This window comes from Kitasatospora sp. NPDC059088, assembly GCF_042738155.1.
Classification (GTDB): domain Bacteria; phylum Actinomycetota; class Actinomycetes; order Streptomycetales; family Streptomycetaceae; genus Kitasatospora.
Map to the genome: position 1 here is coordinate 1 of NZ_JBHYGR010000285.1, position 2,080 is coordinate 2,080.

General features: G+C 70.9%; 2 protein-coding genes. Both read right to left on the reverse strand.

All coding sequences use genetic code 11. The annotated features are described in order from the left end of the window. Positions 1 to 467: 467 nt before the first annotated feature. Positions 468 to 1,160, reverse strand: coding sequence for a hypothetical protein (locus ACFWXO_RS45335; RefSeq protein WP_380533118.1), 693 nt, complete (start codon positions 1,158 to 1,160; stop codon positions 468 to 470). A 319-nt stretch (positions 1,161 to 1,479) separates the two neighbouring features. Further along, entirely contained in the window at positions 1,480 to 1,737 is a 258-nt protein-coding gene (locus ACFWXO_RS45340) for a hypothetical protein (protein WP_380533121.1), read from the reverse strand. Between the last annotated feature and the right edge of the window lie 343 nt (positions 1,738 to 2,080).

A 2,080-nucleotide genomic window follows, 5' to 3' on the forward strand; every position in this document is an offset into this window, starting at 1 on the left:
GCACCCACACGACGGCACGAGCATGCCTACCGACAGACGGCCACATACCTCACCTGGGAAAACGTGACCCTACCTTCGGTTTGGGAATCGCTTCTAACCCTTGGCATTCGACTTCGATGTTCCGCTGACGCAGGTCAACGCCGACCCATGGCCGTTGCGACTGGTCGCCCGAGTGGTCAGCATCCGAGGGGGTCGGTAAGTTCCTTCCTGTTCATCTGCGAGCGGCAGTGGACGTTGCTGCTAGGCCTCGTTGTACGGCGCTCCTTCGTCGGGCCCTGGGAACCGGAGCGGGAACGCTGACCGCCGGCATGGGAGAGCGAGTTGGTTCTCGTGGGGGAGCGGTTGGTGGTCGCGGACTCGCCGGGACCGGCCCGTGCCTGGTCGACGGTTCGGGCCCCGACTTCCTTGGCCCGCGGCGTGGACGGGGGCAGTGGTCGCAGACGGGGAGCAGCGGCGCGAAGCCGAGGTCAGCCGGCTGTGAAACCGGCGGCGGTCTGGCGCCGCCGCCACAGTTCCAGGGTGTGCTGCTGGCGTTCGGCCCGTTGCAGCAGTTCGTCGAGCGGCGCCGGGTCGAGGAGCTGGTGGGATTCGGCCAGACGGCGCAGAGTCTGCCATCCCGCTGTCTTGCCTTCGACGGCGGTGCGCAGCAGCTCCAGTTCGAGGTACGTGGTCAGCGGGGAGCGGCGCAGCAGGCGGCCGTTGGTCTTGAGTCGCCCGAAACTCTCGCCCAGCCAACCGGCCCACGCCTTGTAGCGGCGTACCGGCAGGTCGAGCTGGCGCATGATGGCCAGCAGGCTGGCGCGGTCCTGCGCGATCTCGGCCGCGATCGGGCTCATGGCCCGGCCCAGTGGCGTTCCACTGGTCGCGTCGGCGAGGTGGCGGGCGCGCTGGACCCCGGCGCAGGCGCCGGCCAGGTGATCGTTGAGGTAGATGCCCAGAAGGCACGAATCGATGTTGCCGCCGGGGCCGCGTGCGTTGTCACCCATGGTGTGGACCGCCTTCGATCGATCGTGGCCGTGCCGGTTCGCTCTGGCCGGAGGGTCCATGAATACGCCTGCCCGTCCTGTGCCCAGCGACACGGACGCGGTCGGATTCGTGTTGGCACGTGTGGCCTTGGAGGTGGCGAGGTGGGTGGCAGCGCGGGCATGAGACTCGACCATCTGCGGATCTTGGATATTCCGCCTGCGAGGCGCGAGGTGTCTGCCCCTGGCCGAACGGGCGTCTTCGGGCGATGGGCACCGACGGCTGCGGGGCGCCGGCTGTACGTGCACCCACGAGGTCTTCCCCGAGCAGCACGGAGCCGTCGAGAATGAGCACCCCCTCAACGTACGGTCGGTGCGTCCTTGCCGGCCGCCGGTCTGGAGCTGTAGGGGCTGTGCCGCGAGCTGGTGCGGGTCAGTGGGGACCGCGGCCCAGCGCGGCCGGTGCGCAGACGTCGGCCGCGCGGGGAAGACGGCCGGCTGGGCTCGGACGTCGTGTTCAGCTGGCCGTGGCCCACTGGGCGGCCTGTGCCCGCGGGGGTGAGACGACGGCGGCATAGCAGTTTCCGGGCAGGTCGGCGACCCAGTCGAAGGTGTCGAGGGTGATGCCGTGCTTGGCTGCGGCCTGAAGGATGTCGGCCAGCAGGGCGGTCGCGGCGGCCTTGTCCTGCTCGGTGCCCCGGTCCGGGCGGCGCTCGGCGGCAGCGTTGACGCGGTCGGCCAGGCTGCGGTCCCTGCGGTCGGTGTACTCGTACATGTGCGGATGTCCTGGTCGGTCGGCTGATGATCGGCGGGAGCGGCGGCCGTTTCCGGCCGCCGAAGCGGTAGGAGCGGTGCTGCGGGCTGCATTCCTGCTGGGGGTGCTCCGCCCGCGTGCGCGCCTGTCGACCCGGGCGGTCCTGGCCGCCATGGCCTGGGTGTGGTCGGCCGGGCGGGTCGGGCAGTGGCGGTGGGCCGGCCGCACCCGGGGGCGGTTACAGGCTGTGGGTGAGGCGGTCGGTCAGCAGGCGGGTGAACCGGGCCGGGTCGGGCAGGTCGCCGCCCTCGGCGAGCAGGGCGCTGCCGTGGACGAGTTCGGCGATGTCGGTGAGGACCGGGTC

Excerpts from the sequence above, each read along its gene's own strand:
- ACFWXO_RS45335 (WP_380533118.1), bottom strand. The coding sequence starts at position 1,160 with ATGGTCGAGTCTCATGCCCGCGCTGCCACCCACCTCGCCACCTCCAAG.
- ACFWXO_RS45340 (WP_380533121.1), bottom strand. The coding sequence starts at position 1,737 with ATGTACGAGTACACCGACCGCAGGGACCGCAGCCTGGCCGACCGCGTC.